Annotated in this window: 15 protein-coding genes and 3 tRNA genes; 3 read left to right on the forward strand and 15 right to left on the reverse strand. The window is 62.7% G+C overall.

Annotated features, from left to right (window positions below):
* Positions 1–72 precede the first annotated feature (72 nt).
* The 12 genes from PG892_RS17960 to PG892_RS18015 form a co-directional block, all read right to left on the reverse strand.
* Positions 73–669: a tyrosine-type recombinase/integrase gene (locus PG892_RS17960; RefSeq protein WP_270825634.1), complete on the reverse strand. Its 597-nt coding sequence runs from the start codon at positions 667–669 to the stop codon at positions 73–75.
* Positions 670–1,076: 407 nt separating this feature from the next.
* A tRNA-Leu gene (locus tag PG892_RS17965) sits at positions 1,077–1,163 on the reverse strand.
* Between the two features lie 40 nt (positions 1,164–1,203).
* Positions 1,204–1,277: transfer RNA gene (locus PG892_RS17970), tRNA-Cys, on the reverse strand.
* 34 nt (positions 1,278–1,311) lie between these two features.
* Positions 1,312–1,387, reverse strand: a tRNA-Gly gene (locus tag PG892_RS17975).
* A 179-nt stretch (positions 1,388–1,566) separates the two neighbouring features.
* A complete protein-coding gene (gene pgsA / locus PG892_RS17980; protein ID WP_104454371.1) occupies positions 1,567–2,121 on the reverse strand; it encodes a CDP-diacylglycerol--glycerol-3-phosphate 3-phosphatidyltransferase in 555 nt (184 codons plus the stop codon).
* 213 nt (positions 2,122–2,334) lie between these two features.
* On the reverse strand, positions 2,335–4,185 hold the full coding sequence (uvrC, locus tag PG892_RS17985; RefSeq protein WP_270825635.1) for an excinuclease ABC subunit UvrC: 1,851 nt from the start codon (positions 4,183–4,185) through the stop codon (positions 2,335–2,337).
* 179 nt (positions 4,186–4,364) lie between these two features.
* The gene (uvrY, locus tag PG892_RS17990) at positions 4,365–5,009 is read right to left on the reverse strand and encodes a UvrY/SirA/GacA family response regulator transcription factor (protein WP_010675231.1); all 645 of its coding nucleotides are present in this window, start codon (positions 5,007–5,009) and stop codon (positions 4,365–4,367) included.
* Positions 5,010–5,219: 210 nt separating this feature from the next.
* A complete protein-coding gene (gene kdsB / locus PG892_RS17995; protein WP_128345586.1) occupies positions 5,220–5,981 on the reverse strand; it encodes a 3-deoxy-manno-octulosonate cytidylyltransferase in 762 nt (253 codons plus the stop codon).
* Positions 5,978–6,175, reverse strand: coding sequence for a Trm112 family protein (locus PG892_RS18000; protein WP_010675233.1), 198 nt, complete (start codon positions 6,173–6,175; stop codon positions 5,978–5,980). Before PG892_RS18000 ends, kdsB begins: the two co-directional genes overlap by 4 nt.
* A 112-nt stretch (positions 6,176–6,287) precedes the next feature.
* Positions 6,288–7,283 carry a tetraacyldisaccharide 4'-kinase gene (lpxK, locus tag PG892_RS18005; RefSeq protein WP_264787640.1) on the reverse strand — a complete coding sequence of 332 codons (996 nt, stop codon included), beginning with the start codon at positions 7,281–7,283 and terminating at the stop codon, positions 6,288–6,290.
* On the reverse strand, positions 7,283–9,052 hold the full coding sequence (msbA, locus tag PG892_RS18010; RefSeq protein WP_042014329.1) for a lipid A ABC transporter ATP-binding protein/permease MsbA: 1,770 nt from the start codon (positions 9,050–9,052) through the stop codon (positions 7,283–7,285). The genes lpxK and msbA overlap by 1 nt, the downstream gene beginning before the upstream one ends.
* Before the next feature lie 134 nt (positions 9,053–9,186).
* The gene (locus PG892_RS18015; RefSeq protein WP_270825636.1) at positions 9,187–11,322 is read right to left on the reverse strand and encodes a DNA internalization-related competence protein ComEC/Rec2; all 2,136 of its coding nucleotides are present in this window, start codon (positions 11,320–11,322) and stop codon (positions 9,187–9,189) included.
* 115 nt (positions 11,323–11,437) lie between these two features.
* Here PG892_RS18015 and PG892_RS18020 point away from each other — a divergent pair, with 115 nt between their 5' ends.
* The 3 genes from PG892_RS18020 to PG892_RS18030 all read left to right on the forward strand — a co-directional run bounded on the left by PG892_RS18020 (position 11,438) and on the right by PG892_RS18030 (position 14,065).
* Complete coding sequence (locus PG892_RS18020) at positions 11,438–11,956, forward strand: DUF2062 domain-containing protein (RefSeq protein ID WP_039040274.1); 519 nt, start codon at positions 11,438–11,440, stop codon at positions 11,954–11,956.
* On the forward strand, positions 11,950–12,444 hold the full coding sequence (locus PG892_RS18025; protein WP_042017571.1) for a DUF2062 domain-containing protein: 495 nt from the start codon (positions 11,950–11,952) through the stop codon (positions 12,442–12,444). The genes PG892_RS18020 and PG892_RS18025 overlap by 7 nt, the downstream gene beginning before the upstream one ends.
* A gap of 115 nt (positions 12,445–12,559) precedes the next feature.
* On the forward strand, positions 12,560–14,065 hold the full coding sequence (locus PG892_RS18030) for a helicase HerA-like domain-containing protein (protein WP_270807342.1): 1,506 nt from the start codon (positions 12,560–12,562) through the stop codon (positions 14,063–14,065).
* Between the two features lie 79 nt (positions 14,066–14,144).
* Here the strand turns inward: PG892_RS18030 and PG892_RS18035 are convergent, their stop codons facing one another.
* From PG892_RS18035 to PG892_RS18045, 3 genes are all read right to left on the reverse strand, one after another.
* Positions 14,145–15,335, reverse strand: a complete 1,191-nt coding sequence (locus tag PG892_RS18035; RefSeq protein WP_270807341.1) for an amino acid aminotransferase — start codon at positions 15,333–15,335, stop codon at positions 14,145–14,147.
* Positions 15,336–15,470: 135 nt separating this feature from the next.
* Positions 15,471–16,412: a hypothetical protein gene (locus PG892_RS18040; RefSeq protein ID WP_183149738.1), complete on the reverse strand. Its 942-nt coding sequence runs from the start codon at positions 16,410–16,412 to the stop codon at positions 15,471–15,473.
* Positions 16,413–16,630: 218 nt separating this feature from the next.
* Positions 16,631–17,704: a porin gene (locus PG892_RS18045; RefSeq protein ID WP_113070051.1), complete on the reverse strand. Its 1,074-nt coding sequence runs from the start codon at positions 17,702–17,704 to the stop codon at positions 16,631–16,633.
* Between the last annotated feature and the right edge of the window lie 107 nt (positions 17,705–17,811).

Here is a 17,811-nt window from a genome sequence, read left to right on the forward strand (position 1 = left end):
TTGGGGCATGCAGTCGTGGCAAGCCCTCCGATGCCATATCGGCTCTTGAAGCTGGCTGAGGGTCATGGGTAATCAGGTAGCCATTAGGGAGGCGCTGGAATGCCGCAAGTCATGGAATCGAAAATCGCTGATACCAGATTTGACTAGGCAGACTCGCCAGTGGTGATCGAACTCAGCAAAAGGCCCGTACAGCTTGCCAGGGTGAGGGAATAGGTAGGCATCGCCAACCTGCCGGAATGGCATCAGCTCTTCAAGGACGGCTGTTGTGAGGGTTAGCGTCCGCCTGTCTCCGTTCTTGGTTTGCTCTAGGTGTGCAGTCTTGCGCTGAAAATCTATGTCCGACCATTTCAAATTGATCAGCTCGCTGCGCCGTGCCCCTGTAGCTAGCGCCATATGGATTAGCAGGTGCAGACGCTCCCAACGGCTATTGCTAGCGGCATCGAGTAGACGGCCTATCTCGGCATCAGATAAAAAGCGGGTACGCCCTGCGCTTTCAGCTTGCTGGCGAATCTCACGGGCGGGATTGTGCTTGGTGTCGTGCCGATCATTAAACCATTCAAACAGAGCGGATATGGCGGCCTTATAGCGGTTGATGGTGGCGGGGGACTTCTCGTCTTTGGCTAGCGCAACTAAGGCGTCTTTGATGTGTTGGCGCTGGATCTTGCCCACAGGCTACAGGCTTGTCACCCAAGCGATCAGACCACCAGACAAGGCGCTGAATGCCAGAAGTATCACGACCAGTGTACTGATCGAGATAATCGCGGATTGCATCAGAAAGGGGGATTGTAGTGAGGGAGACGGACGTCATGGCGTCCGCTAGGTCATCGCACACAGTGAGGCGCGACAAAAACGCTTCCGCATCTTTTTTTCTCGGAAACGACTTATCTATGCGCTGACCATTGCGCATCATTTGAACTCGGTAAGTCTTGCCGCGCTTACCGGATACGGTTCGTACTTGTGCCATGGTTAAAACCTCTTTCGCGTAATTTCGCGTTATGTGAGTGTCTTAACCGCAGTTTCAGAGCTTCTAGCGCCGCACTTGCCACGCTAACCTGTTGACCAGACAGGATTTTTAATGGTGCCTGAGGCCGGAATCGAACCGGCACGACGCGAACGTCGAGGGATTTTAAATCCCTTGTGTCTACCGATTTCACCACTCAGGCACCGCAATCGGTATCAAGTCCGCGGGCGGGCTTGTCAATATGGAGGCACGTTCCGGAGTCGAACCGGACTAAACGGATTTGCAATCCGCTGCATAACCGCTTTGCTAACGCGCCATGCAAAAGAGAGGAACTCTCTATTGTCTGAATTTGGAGCGGGAAACGAGACTCGAACTCGCGACCCCGACCTTGGCAAGGTCGTGCTCTACCAACTGAGCTATTCCCGCATCGGTCTGGCTGACTGCCTGACTGTGAGAACGCATTCTAGCGATGTTCCCCGCCCAGTCAACCAAAAACATTTAATACGCTGATCGTTCGGGTGTTTTTTACCCTTGTCCCACACTTTTGCAGCTCATGGCCGTTTCTCGGCGCCAGTGGCAGAGAAACGGCCATCTTCCCGTTTGGACTAGAACCGGGAGTGGTAGCTGAGATCGCCCCAGGCGGCCTTCATGTACTGGAACATGGACCAGAAGGTGAGCACGGTGGCCACGTAGAGCAGCACATAGGCGAGCCACACCATCCAGATGTCGTATTGCCAGATGAGGCCGGTGAGCGACACCATCTGGATCATGGTCTTCCATTTGCCAATCCAGCTGACGGCCACCGAGGAGCGCTTGCCAAGCTCGGCCATCCATTCACGCAGGGCGGAGATGATGATCTCCCGGCCAATCATGGTCATGGCGGGGATGGTGACCCAGACGGTGTTGTAGTGCTCGACGATGACCACCAGGGCCGACGCCACCATGATCTTGTCGGCCACCGGATCGAGGAAGGCGCCAAAGGCGGTGGACTGGTTCAGCTTGCGGGCAAGATAGCCGTCAAACCAGTCGGTTGCGGCCGCCAGGATAAAGACGATGGCCGCCGCCATGTAGGACCACTGATAGGGAAGGTAGAACAGGATGACGAAGACGGGGATGAGCAAAATCCGAAAGAACGTCAGCAGGTTAGGAATATTTGTCATTATTTTCAGCCACTTCTTGTATGCCGCTACATGGTAGCCCCAAGCCGATCGCGGATGCAACCGAACTGGCGCCCGCCTTGGTCCATTAATCCATCAATAACCTCAGGATGCCGGTCATTATGGCATTTGGGAGCCCCCTGCGTCACGGCTCTTGTGCGCAGGCGGCACGCCCTGATGCCCCCTGGCGTGACCACCTTCACACCAAAGGCAGCGCTAGAGCGAGTGCAATGCGTCGTGGATGGACTGGGCCAACTCCTGGCTGATGCCGGGCACCTTGGCCAGCTCGTCCACCCCGGCTTTTTTCACCTCCTGCAGGCCACCCAGGTATTTGAGCAGCGCCTGCCGCCGTTTCGGTCCCACCCCGGGAATGTCTTCCAGGGTACTGGTGGTACGCGCCTTTGCCCGTCTGGCCCGGTGGCCGGTGATGGCGAAGCGGTGGGATTCATCGCGAATGTGCTGGATGAGGTGCAGGGCGGGCATGTCCGCCGGCAGGTGCAGCTCTTCGTGACTATCCCCCAGGATCAGGGTCTCCAGCCCCGCCTTGCGGGTCACCCCCTTGGCGATGCCCACCAGGAGCGGATACTTGCCGCCGAGAAACTCCAACTGGCGCGCCAGGATCTCCTCGGCGCGGCGCAGCTGGCCAAGACCGCCGTCGATGAAGAGCACGTCCGGCACCTTGTCCGGCTCCTGCTGCTTGCCAAAGCGGCGCTCCAGCGCCTGCTCCATGGCGGCGTAGTCATCGCCACCGGTGATGCCGTCGATATTGAAGCGGCGGTACTCGGAGCTGAGCGGCCCCTCCCGGTTGAACACCACGCAGGAGGCCACGGTGCGCTCCCCCATGGTGTGGGAGATGTCGAAACACTCCATGCGGGCGATGGGGGTCTCGAGCTCCAGCAGCTCCTCCAGCTGATCGTAACGGGCGGTGATGGTGCTCTTGTGGGCGAGGCGCGAGCGCAGCGCGGTCTGGGCGTTGATGGCGGCGAGCTTGATGAAGCGGGCCCGCTCGCTGCGGGTCCGGCTCACCACCCGCACCTTGTAGCCAGCAGTCTGGCTCAGGGTCTCGGCGATGACGCTCTCATCCTCCAGCGCCACGTCCAGCAGCACCTCGCTCGGGATCTGCCGCCCCCCCTGCCCCGACAGGTAGATCTGCAGCAGGAAGGATTGCACCACCTCTTCCAGCGGCGTGTCGGCCGGCACCTTGGGGAAGTAGCTGCGCGAGCCCAGCACCTTGCCCTGGCGGATGAAGAGCACGTGGATGCAGGCGGTCCCCTGCTCAAAGGCGACCCCCACCACGTCGAGCTCGTCCAGCACGTTGCCGCTCACCGACTGCTGCTCGGTGACCCGGCGCAGGGCCTGGATCTGATCCCGATAGCGGGCCGCCTCCTCGAAGCGCAGATCGCCGCTGGCGGACTCCATCTTGCCCACCAGTTCCCCTATCACCTGCTGGTTCTTGCCCGCGAGGAACAGCTTGGCCAGTGCCACCTGCTGGGCGTATTCCGCCTCGCTCACCAGCCCCGCCACGCAGGGGCCGGCGCAGCGCTTGAGCTGGTAGAGCAGGCAGGGGCGGGTGCGGTTGGCATAGACCGCATCCTCGCACTGGCGCACCGGAAAGATCTTCTGCATCAGGTGCAGGCTCTCTCGCACCGCACCGCCGGAAGGATACGGACCGAAATACTCCCCCTTCACCTTGCGGGCACCGCGATGGACACCGATACGCGGGTGCTGATGGTCGGTGATGATGATCCAGGGGTAGGACTTGTCGTCCCGCAGCAGCACGTTGTAGCGAGGCTGGTACTGCTTGATGAGGTTGTGCTCGAGGATCAGCGCCTCGGTCTCGGTGTGGGTGACCGTTACCTGCACGTCGGCGATCTGGCGCACCAGGGTGCGGGTCTTGATGCTGTCGACGTTGACCCGAAAATAGGAGGCGAGCCGTTTTTTCAGATCCTTGGCCTTGCCCACGTAGATGACGGTGCCGCCGCTGTCGTACATGCGGTAGACGCCGCTCTGGTGGGTGACGGCGCCGAGAAACGCCTTGCTGTCGAAGAGAGGTTCAGACGAGGTCATGCTGGCTCCGGCAACGGGCAAGGGACTGGGTCAGCGTCTGCGGCAAACAGGGATAGGAAAAGAGGCTCATCGGCAACTCGGCTCACGGGTGAAAGCAGAAGACGGCACAGAGCATACTGCGCCGGGGCGGCAAAAAGCAAAAGGCGGCCGGTGCCGCCTTTGGTGTCCACACACCCCCGTTACAGGGTATCGGCATCCAGCATGCCATAACGAATGGCCAGATGGGTCAGCTCCACGTCGCCGTTGATCCCCAGCTTGCTGAACAGGCGGTAGCGGTAGCTGTTGACCGTCTTCGGGCTCAGGTTGAGCTGCTCGGAGATGTCGGTCACCTTCTGCCCCTTGGTGATCATCATCATGATCTGCAGCTCCCGCTCGGAGAGGGACTTGAAGGGGTTCTCGTCGGCGGAGGCGAACTGGCTCAGGGCCATCTGCTGGGCGATCTCCGGGGAGATGTAACGCTGACCGGAGTGAACCAGGCGAATGGCGTGGATCATCTCGTCCGGCGCGGCCCCCTTGGTGAGGTACCCGGCGGCGCCCGCCTGCATCACCTTGGTGGGGAACGGATTTTCTGAATGAATGGTCAGCACTATGATGCGTACATCGGGGCGGATCCGCAGGATCTTGCGGGTCGCTTCCAGACCGCCGATGCCCGGCATGTTCATGTCCATCAGGATCACATCGGGGTGATGTTGCCGACAGAAGGCCACCGCGGTTTCCCCGCTCTGCGCCTCGCCCACCACCTTGATCCCGCGGACGTCTTCCAAAATGCGTCTTATCCCTGTACGCACCAACTCATGATCATCGACCAGGAATACATTAATCACCCAAACACCCCGTTTTTTATCTCGTTATATGCCAGTTAGGGTTAACACGGCGTCTTGCATCATAACCAAACTCGATGATTTGGCAAACCATGGGCGGGAAAAGTTTGAAATTTCTCGTAAAATCCGTTTTAAATCAAATCATTATACAAAGAATCAATTAAAAAACGGCGCCCTGGGGCGCCGTATTGCATCAAAGCCGTTCCGCCAGCCTCAACCGGCCAGCAGCGCTCGCACCTTGTCGAGATCGGCCTGGGTGTCCACCCCCACCGGCGGGGCTTGCAGCGCCTGGGCCACGTGGATCTTCTCCCCGTACCAGAGCACCCGCAGCTGCTCCAGGGCTTCGACCTGCTCGAGCACGCTCGGTGCCCAGTCCACGTAACGCTGGATGAAGCCAGCGCGATAGGCGTAGATGCCGATGTGGCGTTGGTAGTGATCGCCAATCTGCTCACGGCTCTGGGCAAAGCGGTCCCGATCCCAGGGGATGCTGGCGCGACTGAAATAGAGGGCATACCCCTCCCGGTCGGTCACCACCTTGACGGCATTGGGATTGAACGCCTCTTCGGCATCCCTGATCGGCACCGACAGCGTCGCCATGGGCGCACTGGCCGCGGCCAGGTTGTCCGCCACCTGGCGGATGATGACGGGGGGAATGAGGGGCTCGTCCCCCTGCACATTGACGATGATGGTGTCGGCGGCAAAGCCGTAGTGACGGCACACCTCGGCCAGACGCTCGGTGCCGGACTGGTGATCCGGTGAGGTCATGCACACCTCGAACCCGGCAGCGGCGGCAAAGGGGGACAGGGCCTGCTGCACCCGCTCGTCGTCGGTGGCGACGATCACCCGATCGGCGCCCGATTGCAGGGCCTTCTCCACCACGTGCTGCACCATGGGCTTGCCGTGAATGTCGGCCAGCGGCTTGCCCGGCAGCCGGGTGGAGGCGTAACGGGCAGGAATGACGACGACGAAACTCATGGCTTCAGCTCTTCCAGCGCCAGGTGACGGGCCCGGTTCTCCAGCAGCACCGGGATCCCCTCCTCCAGGGGATAGGCCAGTCTGTCGAAGCGGCAGATGAGCTCCTGAGGGCCCTCGGCGTGCGCTTGATAGTGCAGTTTCCCCTTGCAGACCGGGCAGGCGATGATGTCGAGCAGTTTAATATCCAGTGCCACAACGAAACTCCTTTAACGATTTCCCACAGGCGATCTTGCCTGGCATGTCAATGTGCAGGGCCAGCCCCCGAGTCCGGGCACTGGCCGTCTGTTCCAATCCGGTGGCGCCCGGTCAGGGCGCCTGGTGCTTGTCCCCCCCGGGCTGCGGGCCCAGGGTGCGCAGCAGCGCCTCCCCCAGGGCATCGGGCAGCTCGGCGCTGACCGGCAGATACCACCAGTTGTCCGGGGCGAAGGGGCGGCACTTGACCGCATCCTTCTCGGTCATCAGCAAGGGGCGCTGGCCGAAGCGGGCCAGCAGCTCGGCGGCGTCGAACGCCTGGTGATCCCCGTAGCCGACGCTCTGCACCAGCTCGTAACCAAGGGCGGTCAGGGTGGCGAAGAAACGGGGGGGATGGCCGATGCCCGCCAGGGCATCCACCGGCCCCGAGAGGGGGGCCGTGAGAGGCGCATCGTCGCACACCCGGCGCAGGGTATCCGGCACCAGGCGCATGGCGTACTCGCCACGGGCGGGTTCGCCGCCGTTGCAGATGATGGCGTCCACCCGCTTGAGGCGGGTCGTGGGCTCGCGCAGCGGCCCCATGGGCAGCAGACAGCCATTGCCAAAGCGGCGCGCCCCGTCCACCACCACCAGTTCGATGTCACGGGCCAGGGCATAGTGCTGCAGGCCGTCGTCGGTGACAATGATGTCCACCTCACCGCTTTGCTCCAGCAACCGCACCGCATCGGCCCGTCTGGGGGCCACCGCCACGGGGCAGCCGCAGCGCCTTGCGATGAGCACGGGCTCATCCCCGGCCTCGGCCGGGGTGCTGCTCTCATCCAGTCGATAGGGGTAATGGGGCACCTTGCCGCCATAGCCGCGGCTGACCACGCCGGGGCGCCAGCCCCGGGCCTGGAGTTGTTCCACCAGCCAGACCACCACCGGGGTCTTGCCGTTGCCCCCCACCGAGAGATTGCCCACCACCACCACCGGCAGGGTGGCCCGATAGGCGCTGAGCCAGCCCCGGCGATACCCCAGACGGCGGACGCCGCTGATCAGGGCAAACAGCAGGGCGAAGGGGGCCAGCCCCCAGCGCCAGAGGCTGTTCCCGTACCAGAGTCTGGCCAGCATCAGCCCTTGTTACCCGTGGCTGTATTACCAAACTGAATGGCCCGCAGCTGGGCATAAGTACCATGCATGTCCATCAGGGTTTGGTGGTTGCCGCGCTCGACGATGTGTCCCTCGTCGATCACCAGGATCTCGTCCGCCTTCTCGATGGTGGAGAGGCGGTGGGCGATCACGAGGGAAGTGCGTGCCTTGCACAGCTCGTCGATGGCCGCCTGGATGTGGCGCTCGGACTCGGTGTCCAGGGCCGAGGTGGCCTCGTCCAGCAGCAGCACCGGAGAGTCCCGCAACAGGGCGCGGGCGATGGCGATGCGCTGGCGCTGGCCGCCGGAGAGGGAGGCGCCGTTCTCGCCGATGACGGTGTCATAGCCTTCCGGCATCTTGCTGACGAAGTCGTCCGCATGGGCGATGCGGGCCGCCTGCTGGATCTCGTCGCGGCTGTACTTCTCTTCCGCCGCGTAGGCGATGTTGTTGGCCACGGAGTCGTTGAAGAGGTGCACGTGCTGGGAGACCAGGGCGTACTGCTTGCGCAGCTCGCTCAGGCGGTATTCGCGGATGTTGACGCCATCCAGCAGAATTTCCCCCTCTTCGATGTCATAGAAGCGGGTCAGGAGGCTCGCGATGGTGCTCTTGCCGGAGCCGGAACGACCCACCAGGGCCACCGATTTGCCCGCTTCCACCTTGAAGCTGATGTTGCGCAGCGCCGGTGTTTCCTTGGTCGGGTAGGTGAAGGTGACGTTGCGAAACTCGATTTCACCTCGGGCACGTTCCAGGGTGCGGGTGCCGGTGTCCTGCTCCGGAGTGGAGTCCAGCAGACCGAACAGGCTCTGGCAGGCGGTGATGCCGCGCTGGAACTGGTTGTTCACGTCGGTCAGGCTTTTCAGCGGCTTGAGCAGCATCATCATGGAGGTGACCATGACGGTGAAGGTGCCCGCAGTCAGGGTCGCCTTGACGCTGTCGATGGTGGCGACATAGAGGAAGACCGCAAGGGCCACGGAGGCCACCATCTGGACGATGGGGCTGCCGATGGCGTCGGCGGCGACCATCTTCATGGTCTGCTGGCGCATCCGGTTGCTCACCTGGTAGAAGCGCTTGTCCTCCACCTCCTGGCCCCCGAACATCAGCACCTCTTTGTGCCCCTTGAGCATCTGCTCGGTGGAGGTGGTGATGTCACCCACCGCCTGCTGGATGTGGCGGCTTATCTTGCGAAAACGTCGGCTGATGATGCTGATGAGGATCCCGACCAGGGGCCCCACCACCAGGAAGATCACCGACAACTGCCAGGAGTGCCAGAACATCAGGCCCAGCAGACCGATGACAGTGGCCCCTTCCCGCACCAGGGAGACCAGGGTCGAGCTCGCGGCGGACGACACCTGACCGGCGTCATAGGTCACCTTGGAGAGCAGGTTGCCGGTGTTCTGGCGGTCGAAGAAGCTCATGGGCATGGCCATCAGGTGGCTGAACACCTGCTGCTGCAGGCGCATCACCACGTGGTTGCCGACCCAGGCCATGCAGTAGTTGGAGAGGAAGGCGGCGCAGCCGCGCAGAGCCACGATGCCGAGGACGAAGAAGGGCATCCACTTGAGCACGCTGCTGTCGTTGCCGTTGAGCCCCTGATCGATGAGCGGTTTGATGGAGTAGACGAAGGTGGTATCCACGGCCGCGTAACCCAGCATGCCAATGATGCCGCCCACCAGACCCAGCTTGCGATCCCGGACATAACCGAGCAGGCGCTTGAAGACGGTCCAGCTCTCTTGTGAGGTTTCTTGTTGCATGAATAGCCGTTAATAAGGGAAATGACGGGCTATTCTAGCCAAACCTTGGAGCTACACCAAGCGCCGCTGGCGCGATGGCTACAACCCGGGTCACAAATGAAGGCCGCCCCTTGCCGGGCAGGCTCACCGGATCCTCACTCCCTTACCCATACCTGCGGCTGCCACCAGGGGCCGCCACGCCTGTACCAGGGCCCCTGCTCTCGCTCGGCCCGGATCCTGAGCCCCCCGTCCCCCGGCTCGATCAGGATGGCGCCCGCCTCCCCCGTGACCCACTGCCGCGCCCCCTGGTATCGCGCCACCACCTCGGGGCGGGGAAAGCTCCACTGGTTCATGAAGCCTGCGCTGTGCACCACGAAGGCAGGTTGCACCGCCGCCACGAAGGGGGCCGTGGAGGAGGTGCGACTGCCATGATGCGGGCTCACCAGCAGGGTGCTGGCCAGCCCCGCGCCCTCCACCTCCTCCAGCGCCAGCAGGCGGCGCTCCGCCTGCTGCTCGATGTCGCCGCTCAGCAGCAACCGATGACGCCCGTCGTCCAGCTGCACCACGCAACTGTCGTTGTTGCGCCCCGCCCCGGCTGCCAGGGGCCAGAGCACCCGCACATCCAGCCCCTGCCAGTGCCACTGCTGACCTCGGCGGCAGGCCTGGGTAGCCGGTGCAAAGGGGAAGGAGGAGAGCTCCCGGCGTACCGCCATGCTCTGCAGCAGAGCCTGCCGGTTGCCCGCGTGATCCCTGTCTCTGTGGCTGATGATCAGGGTGTCGATCACCCGGATGCCGAGCCGGTTGAGCAGGGGCAGGATGGCCGCATCCGCCATGTTGTAGCCCCCGGGGTAGCGATCCCCGGTATCAAACAGGATGGCCCGATCCCCCCGGGTGACGAGCACCGAGAGCCCCTGCCCCACGTCCAGCACCCGCACCTGCCAGGAAGCGGGAGCAGGCCAGAGGGCGAGCAGCAGGGCCGCCGCCACCGGCCCCCCCAGGGCGCGCCCTCCCGGCAGATGCCATCCCGTCCACAGCAGGATCAGCAGGGCGCTGGCGGGCATCAGCCAGCCGGGCACCGGCCACCAGAGCTGCAGGCGATCCCCCAGCTGCGTGAGCCCCCACAGCATCCACTCCAGGCCAAAGGCGGAGACCCAGAGCAGGCCGTGGGCCAGCAACGTGGAGAGGGGCGCCACCAGCACGCCGATGAGCGCCAGGGGAATGATGACAAGGCAGAACAGCGGCAGTGCCAGCAGATTGAGCAGAAACGCCAGGGGCGCCATCCCCTCGAACAGCAGCAGTTGCAGGGGCAGCAATCCGAGCAGCAGCAGAAGTTGCAGCCGCACCAGGCCGGGGCGATCGTGCAACAGGCTCGCCAGCAACAGCAGGGCCACCGCCAGAAAAGAGAGCCAGAACCCCGCCGAATAGAGGGCGAAAGGGTCCCACAATGTCAGCACCACAAAGGCCCACAGCCAGATCCGGTGGCTCGGCCAGTCCCGCTTTAGCCAGCGCAGCAGGCTCCACACCAGCACCATGATGAGGGCACGCTCGGTGGCCACCGCAAACCCCGCCAGCCAGCTGTAGGTGGCCGCGAACAGGAGTGACACGCAGATAGCCACGCGCAGCCCGAACAGCCGCCCGAGCCACCAGCCGAGCACCGCCACCAGAGCGATATGCTGGCCCGAGATGGCGATGATATGGGTCAGGCCGCTGCCGCGAAAGAGCTCCCACTGGGCATCCGTGATCCCTCCCTGTTCCCCGAAGGTGAGGGCCGCCTGCAGGGGGGCCTGCGCCATCCCCTCCCAGGCGCGACTCGCCGCCGCCAGCCAGCGATCGCGCACACCCGGGGGCACGGCATCCAGGGCGATGACCCGGCGCAGGTTGCCGGTGGCGGTGATTCCCTTGCCAAGGAGCAGGCGCCGCCCATCCATCCCCGCTTCGTTGGCCAGGCCATGGGCCGGCTTGAGAGAGGTCACCAGGGTGACGCGGCTGCCGGCAGGCAACGGCGGCAACACCTGATAGGCATTGACCCGCACCAGGGGTGGCACGATGAGGGGGCGATCGTCCAGGGTGTCGAGGCGCAGCAGCAGGCGCGCAAATTTATCCCCCTCTTTCTCTCCCGAAGACTCCGTACTTTGCACGTGTGCGGTTATGATGTGGCTCGTTTTTTTGCCAAGTTGATCCAGCCAGGCAAGCCGGTAGTGCAAATTCACCTGCATCCAGAGGATGCCGAGCAGCAGAAACAGCAGCCGCCAGCAACGACCACCGGCGAGAGGAAGCGCGAGCAGCAGCATCAGGCCACCCCATTCCCATGAAGGCAACCATGGCCAAAGCAGTGAGGAGCTTGCCCCCAGGGCAAACGACAACAGACGCAGATCCATGGAGCAAGTATTTAGCAAGGTTCAGAACATGCCCAAACGAATCATACAGCGCTGGCTACCCGACCCGGCGACCCTCAAGGAACACAAGCACTTGCGACTCTTTGGCAAGCTGCTGCTGGATGCCAATCTCTGGCATCTCAACCGGCGCTCCGCCGCCGGTGCCTGTGCGGTCGGCCTCTTCATGGCCTGGGTTCCCCTCCCCTGCCAGATGCTGCTGGCCGCTGGCGGCGCCATCGCCTGCCGGGTCAACCTGCCCCTCTCGGTGGCCCTGGTCTGGCTCTCCAACCCCCTGACCATGCCACCGTTGTTTTATGGCGCCTATCTGGTGGGCTGCCAGTTGCTGGGGCAACCCTCCCAGCACATCGAGATCACCTTCACCTGGGCCTGGCTGGTGTCGGTGTTCGAGACGGTGGCCCCGCCGCTCTTGCTGGGCTCCCTGGTGCTTGCTCTGCTGAGCGCCCTCGTCGGCTATCTCCTGGTTCGCGCGGGCTGGCGCCTGAGCACGGTCCGCCAGTGGCAAAAACGCAAGGTGGCGCGCCCATGCTGAATCGCTGGTTGGCCCGCTTCAAGATTGACCCCGATACCCTGCGCCAACAGAAGTGGTTCGCCCTCTTTGGCGAGCGACTGCTGACCCCCGCCCTCTGGCAAGGGGGAACACGGGCCCTCTGTGGCGCCGTGGCGGCCGGGCTGTTCGCCAGCTGGGTCCCCATGCCCATGCACTCCCTGGTGGCCGTCGCCCTGGTGCTGGCCTTCAGCTTCAACCTGCCGCTGGCCCTCTTGGCGGTCTGGTTCAACAACCCGCTGACACTCCCCTTCATGTACCTCTACGCCTATCGTACCGGTTGCCTGGTGCTGAACGAGACGCCAGCCCCCTTCCATCTCACCTGGTCCCTGCACTGGCTGGAGCAGGAAGCGGCTATCCTGGTGCCCCCCTTCCTGCTCGGCAGCCTGCTGCTGGCGGTGCTGAGCGCTGCCGCTGGCGCCTTGCTCACCCTGCTGCTGTTGCAACTGGGCAAACTGACCCGCCCCCGCTAGGTTGCCAGCACGCCGTCCTTGTCTCGGGCGGCGTGCCTTGCCATCGTCTGCCTCTGCCACCACACTCCTTGTAACCCGTTGTTTTTCGACCCCCATTCGAAACAAGGAGCCCACCATGGCCGAACCGCTCACGCTGGCCCATGCCAATGGCAACCCCCTCTCCCTGCTCCCCGCCATGGCCAATCGCCACGGCCTTATCACCGGGGCCACCGGCACCGGCAAGACAGTCACCCTGCAGGTGCTGGCGGAGGGGTTTTCCCGCCTCGGCGTGCCGGTCTTTCTGGCAGACGTGAAGGGGGATCTGAGCGGCCTAGGCGCCGCCGGCACCCCCTCTGCCAAGTTGGATGCCCGTCTGGCCCAGCTCGGCCTTCAGGCACCCGACTTTGCCGCCAGCCCCACCCTGTTCTGGGATCTCTTCGCCGAAGAGGGCCACCCGGTGCGGGCCACCGTCTCCGACATGGGGCCTCTGTTGCTTGCACGCCTGCTCGGCCTCAACGACACCCAAAGCGGGGTGCTGGAGCTGGTGTTCAAGGTGGCGGACGACGAGGGGTTGCTGCTGCTCGATCTGAAAGACCTGCGGGCCATGGTGCAGTTTGCGGGGGAGCACGCCAAGACTCTCACCACCCGCTACGGCAATGTGTCGACCGCCTCCATCGGCGCCATCCTGCGCAACCTCCTCACCCTGGAGAGCGCGGGCGGCGATCATTTCTTCGGCGAGCCCATGCTGGACATCCAGGATCTGATGCAGACCGACGGCGCGGGCCACGGCCATATCAATGTGCTGGCCGCCGGCAAGCTCACCCAGTCCAGCCGCCTCTATGCCTGCTTCCTGCTCTGGCTGCTCTCCGAGCTGTTCGAACAGTTGCCCGAGATAGGGGATCCGGAAAAGCCCGAGCTGGTGTTCTTCTTCGACGAGGCCCACCTGCTGTTCAAGGATGCGCCCAGGGCACTGCTGGAGAAAATTGAGCTGGTGGTGCGCCTCATCCGCTCCAAGGGGGTGGGCGTCTATTTCGTGACCCAGAGCCCGGCCGACATCCCCGACAGCGTGCTGGGGCAGCTTGGCAACCGGGTGCAACACGCCCTGCGCGCCTTCACCCCGAGCGATCAGAAGGCGGTACGCATCGCCGCCAACACCCTGCGGGCCAACCCTGCCTTCGACGCCGCCGGAGCCATCACTGAACTGGGGGTCGGGGAGGCGCTCATCTCCCTGCTCGACGAGAAGGGGCGGCCCAGCGTGGTGGAGCGCGCCTTCATCGCGCCCCCGGCCAGCCGCATCGGCCCCCTGAGCGCGGCCGAGCGCCAGGCGCTTATTCAGGGCTCATTGCTCTACGGCAGATACGACACCCAGGAGGACAGGGAGTCCGCGTTCGAGCGACTTCAAGAGACATCGCCCGCCGCCGGTGACGAGACCGCTTCCCCACAGACCGACCAGGGCGGCGGTCTGCTGGATGCCTTGAATGGCATCCTGTTCGGTCGCACCGGCCCCCGTGGTGGCCAGCATGACGGGGTGGTGCAGACCGCCGCCAAGAGCGTGGCCCGCACCCTCGGCAACGAGGTGGGACGCCAGCTGATGCGCGGGGTGCTCGGCTCCCTGCAGGGGAGCAGCAAGCGGCGCCGCTGATGCCTGAAAATGAAAAAGCCCGCCGACACGGCGGGCTTTTTATGGCTGAAGCAAGGCGCTTGGCGCAGATGCTTCTCTCTTACAACACCTTGGCGATGGCGTCGCAGAGGGGATCAATGTTGGCGCGGGTGATGCCTGCCACGCTGATCCGGCCGGAGCCGACGATATAGATGGCGAATTCGCTCTTGAGGCGCTCCACCTGATCCTTGGAGAGACCGGAGAAGGAGAACATGCCGTTCTGTTCGCGGATGAAACTGAAATCCTGGTTCACCCCCCGCTCGGCCAGCTTCTCCACCAGCAGCTCGCGCATCTCGCGAATGCGCACCCGCATGGCGGCCACTTCTTCCACCCACTCCGCATAGAGGGCCGGGTCGCTCACCACGGTGGTGACAACGGCGGCGCCGTGTGATGGCGGGTTGGAGTAGTTGGCACGAATGACGGTCTTCACCTGGGTGAAGGCGACGTCGGCCACCGCCTTGGTCGCGCAGACCAGGGTGAAGGCCCCGACCCGCTCGTTGTAGAGGCCGAAGTTCTTGGAGAAGGAGCTCGCCACCAGCAGCTCGTCGTGGTACTCGGCGAAGATGCGAAGGCCTTCGGCATCCTCTTCGATACCCCGGGCAAAGCCCTGATAGGCGAAGTCAAAGAGCGGCAGCCAGCCGGCGGCGGCACTCTGCCTGGCCAGGGCGCGCCACTGCTCGGTGGTGGGGTCGATACCGGTCGGGTTGTGGCAGCAGCCGTGCAGCAGCACCAGATCCCCCGCCTGCGCGTCAGACAGGGAGGCCTGCATGGCGGCGAAGTCGAGCCCCTTGGTGGCGGCGTCGTAGTACTTGTACCACTTGACGGTCAAACCGGCCGCCTGGAACACGCTGACGTGGTTCGCCCAGGTGGGATCGGAGATCCAGATGGTCTTGGCGAGATTGTTGCGTACCACGAACTCGGCGGCGATGCGCAGGGCACCGGTACCGCCCGGTGCCTGCGCCGTCTTGGCGCGGCCGCTGGTCACCAGGGCGGCATCACGGCCGAACAGCAGTTGCTGCACGATGCGGCCGTATTCGATATTGCCTTCGATACCGAGGTAGTTCTTGGTCTTCTCGTCGGTCAAGAGCTTCTGCTCGGCTTGCTTGACGCAGTGAAGGATAGGAGTGGCACCGGTCTCATCCTTGTAGATACCGACCCCCAGATTGATCTTGTGGCTGCGAGTGTCGGCACGGAAGGCTTCGGTCAGGCCCAGGATCGGATCCGCTGGGGCGGCAACAACCTTTTCAAACATGGTATTCCCTGTAGTCCGTTGAGTTCGTTGGCTGGCAAAGTAGGTTGGCAAACAAAAGCGCCCGTCCAGGGAGCGCTTCGTCAGCTCTTTATACCACTGCCTTCCATAGGGGAAAACCGCTTTCTCGGCGCCGCCTCAACCAATCCCGTGCCAATCCGGTGCCAGGGCACACACCTCGACCGACAGACCCCGATTCGACTCCACCAGATCATTGCACTGTCCCAGCAGCGCACGGGGGATACGGCTCGGCTCCCAGGGCCGACCATCCCCCAGGGGAGCCCCGTAAGCCGCCTTGATGGGCACCAGATCCCGGGGCAGCCACCAGCTCGCCGGTCTCCCCAACCGCTGGGCCAATGCCAGTACTCTGTCGACCCCGGCCGGATCAAGGGCAGTGAGGTGGCTCCAGAGGGTCTGGGGCGGCAAGGCGGCGATCAGGGGCTCCAGCGTGCCGGGATCCTCGGCGGGATACCAGACCAGCAGAGCGTCGGCGGGCAGTGGCAACTCGGCGAAGGCGCCGACGGCATCGGTCGTGATCACCCGCTGTATCTCCCCCTCTCCCCAGAGGATCTTGCCAAGCTGCGCCAGGGTGCGGGCTGGCAGCGCTACCTCCCCCAGGGTCTGGAGCCAGGGGGCGGCATCCAGCAGGGTGCCGCCGCTGAGAAACAGGCTGAACGGCCGTGCGGCCCGCAGACGAAGGGGCAGATCAGTGCAAAGCCGGATCCCCTTGTCTTCGAAGTCGATCTGCTCGATGGGGCTGAAATGACCCTCCCCCTTGCGATACAGGGCCGCCAGCACCCGCTCGTTGACCCTCTCCCCTAGTTGCCAGCCGTGGGATTGCAGCCACTCCTCGGGTTCCGGCGGGGCACTGGCCATCTTCGCCAGCATCAGCTCCCGGGTCAGATAGCGGTGCCCGGCAGAAGTGAGCGCATAGTGATGATTGCCAAGGGCCAGCAGCAACTGGTTGTCCCGAAGCATGCCGATCAGCGGCTGCCATTGACGACCGCGAACAGCCTGGGGACCGCCGCTCAGCAACTGCTGTGCCAGCGCGCGCCACTCGGGGTGGGTGAAATCGATCAAAGACATCCTTCCCTGTCGGCAAACCATCCTTCAACGAATTGAATAATCTAGCGATTTACGACGAAGGAGCCAAGGGCGGAAAAGAGACAACGTGACCTGGCGCAGCACCGGACGTCGAAAGGAAGCGAAAGAGGTGAAAGGCAGATAAAACAAAACGGCCAAGCAAGCTTGGCCGTTTCATCAACTCTTTCACGATTCCCTATGAGAGGGAGCCTTGATTAGAAGTTGTATTGCATACCAACAGTCCACTCGTCATCTTGCTGACTCAGGCCTTGGATTTTGTATTCGGTGTAAGCTTTCAGCTTGGAGTTGAAGGCGTATTCAACACCCATGGAGGTGAAATCTACGGTGTCTTCGTAAGAAGTTACACCTTCCACTTTCGCTTCAGCGAAGTTGTAGCCAGCCAGGAAGGTCCAGGCGTCTACGTTGTAGGAAGCAGCCAGCTCGTAGCCACGCGCCTTGGCATCGTTGAAGCCGTCGAACTTGTAGGTGGATTCGTTATACAGGGCAGCGAAGTAGAAACCCTGATAGGTGTAGCTTGCGGCAACAGCCCAGTCATTCTTGTCGGTCAGATCAGCGCGACTGAAAGTACCGTTTTCGGAAGTGATGGTGAGGCTGGAGGCATCTTCGAAGCTCTTGGACTCGTAACCTGCGGCCAGACCCAGACCAAAGTCGAAGTCATAGGTTGCGCCCAGGGTGTAGCCGTGGTCCATTTTACCTTCAACACCAGACCAGCCAGCGTAGTTCGCATCATAGCTGCCGTTGTTGGTGATGTAGCCACCTTTCAGGCCAAAACCGTTCCACTGACCGTTATAGATAGCCTGACCTTCTTGACGACCATCATAGACGTTGGCCATGTCACCGTAGTCGTTGAAGATATCGGTCTTGGCGACGGTTGCATTGTAGAAAGCAGTTTCTGTCTGACCAAACAGGAACTGGCCATACTGGGAACCATCGAAGCCAGCATAGATGTGACGAACCTTCAGCTCACGCTTGTCGCTGTCATAGGAGTTTTCGGAGGCCAGTTGCCACTCAGTTTTGGCAACGCCAGACCAGGTGTCATTCAGAGCCATTTTACCGGACCAGCCCAGACGGGCATAGGTGGTCAGCTCACCATCATTCTTGGAGTAAGAATCTGCGTCTGCATCGTAGGAGTCGTACTCGCCGAAGTACTGGGCATGTACACGACCGTAGATGTCGAAGGTGGTACCGTCTTTGTCATAGATGACGGCAGCGTTAGCTGCGGATGCAAACAGAGCCGGGATAGCAATAGCCAGAATTGTCTTTTTCATAGTTTCCAATGCCTACTGTAATTAAACACTCATGTACAGAACCTTAAGCGGCAAGCGAATTAATAATACCGTCTAACGTGTTGTTTTGCTTGGATTTTCTCTGCCTA

The organism is Aeromonas sp. QDB68, from assembly GCF_027707405.1.
GTDB classification, from domain to species: Bacteria; Pseudomonadota; Gammaproteobacteria; order Enterobacterales; family Aeromonadaceae; genus Aeromonas; species Aeromonas caviae.

Coding starts and splice junctions, on each gene's coding strand:
- pgsA (WP_104454371.1), bottom strand. CDS start 2,121: ATGACAAATATTCCTAACCTGCTGACGTTCTTTCGGATTTTGCTCATC.
- uvrC (WP_270825635.1), bottom strand. CDS start 4,185: ATGACCTCGTCTGAACCTCTCTTCGACAGCAAGGCGTTTCTCGGCGCC.
- kdsB (WP_128345586.1), bottom strand. CDS start 5,981: ATGAGTTTCGTCGTCGTCATTCCTGCCCGTTACGCCTCCACCCGGCTG.
- lpxK (WP_264787640.1), bottom strand. CDS start 7,283: ATGCTGGCCAGACTCTGGTACGGGAACAGCCTCTGGCGCTGGGGGCTG.
- msbA (WP_042014329.1), bottom strand. CDS start 9,052: ATGCAACAAGAAACCTCACAAGAGAGCTGGACCGTCTTCAAGCGCCTG.
- PG892_RS18015 (WP_270825636.1), bottom strand. CDS start 11,322: ATGCTGCTGCTCGCGCTTCCTCTCGCCGGTGGTCGTTGCTGGCGGCTG.
- PG892_RS18020 (WP_039040274.1), top strand. CDS start 11,438: ATGCCCAAACGAATCATACAGCGCTGGCTACCCGACCCGGCGACCCTC.
- PG892_RS18025 (WP_042017571.1), top strand. CDS start 11,950: ATGCTGAATCGCTGGTTGGCCCGCTTCAAGATTGACCCCGATACCCTG.
- PG892_RS18030 (WP_270807342.1), top strand. CDS start 12,560: ATGGCCGAACCGCTCACGCTGGCCCATGCCAATGGCAACCCCCTCTCC.
- PG892_RS18035 (WP_270807341.1), bottom strand. CDS start 15,335: ATGTTTGAAAAGGTTGTTGCCGCCCCAGCGGATCCGATCCTGGGCCTG.
- PG892_RS18045 (WP_113070051.1), bottom strand. CDS start 17,704: ATGAAAAAGACAATTCTGGCTATTGCTATCCCGGCTCTGTTTGCATCC.